The 693-nt window shown below is 58.6% G+C and carries 2 protein-coding genes; both read left to right on the forward strand.

Translation table 11 applies throughout. The features are described from left to right. On the forward strand, nucleotides 1-214 hold a 214-nt coding region (locus tag JNK74_28975; protein MBL7650215.1), incomplete at its 5' end, for a type II secretion system F family protein. 79 nt (nucleotides 215-293) lie between these two features. Beyond that, on the forward strand, nucleotides 294-693 hold a 400-nt coding region (gspG, locus tag JNK74_28980), incomplete at its 3' end, for a type II secretion system major pseudopilin GspG (GenBank protein ID MBL7650216.1).

Genomic DNA, 693 nt, shown 5'->3' on the forward strand with positions numbered 1-693 from the left:
GGTGCAGATGGTCCGGGTCGGCGAGGAAACCGGCCAGTTGCAGGAGATGCTGCTGCAAGTGGCCGACACCTACGACGCCGAGGTGCAAACTGCGGTCAAACGGATGCTGACGCTGCTGGAGCCGGCCATGATTTTAGGCCTGGGCGTGATCATCGCCGGTATCATCATGTCCATTCTGGTGGCGATTCTCAGTCTGAACGATCTGGCGTTTTAATCCCCCAACCCCCGTTGAAAAAGGGAGTGAGCGAAGCGCGGGGGAATTTTGATGGCATAACTTTTTGGGCAGGAAATTGATGAAAATTCACACCTGTTTTCGCCGATCACGCGGTTTCACCCTGATCGAACTGCTGGTGGTGCTGGTCATTCTCGGCTTGCTGGCCGGGTTGGTTGGGCCGCAGGTCATGAAGTATCTGGGCGGCGCCAACACCAAGACCGCCAAGCTGCAAATCGAGGATTTCAGCACCGCGCTGGACGCTTTCCGGCTGGACATGGGGCGCTATCCCACCACCAATGAAGGGTTGACGGCGCTGGTGGTGCAACCGTCCGGCGCAACCCGCTGGAACGGTCCTTATCTGCGCAAAAATATCATTCCCAAAGATCCGTGGGGCAACGATTACCAATACCGCGCCCCCGGTCAGCATGGCGCTTTCGATCTGTATGCGCTGGGCGCGGACAATGCCGAGGGCGGCGACG

It is taken from the genome of Candidatus Hydrogenedentota bacterium (assembly GCA_016791475.1).
GTDB lineage: Bacteria > Hydrogenedentota > Hydrogenedentia > Hydrogenedentales > JAEUWI01 > JAEUWI01.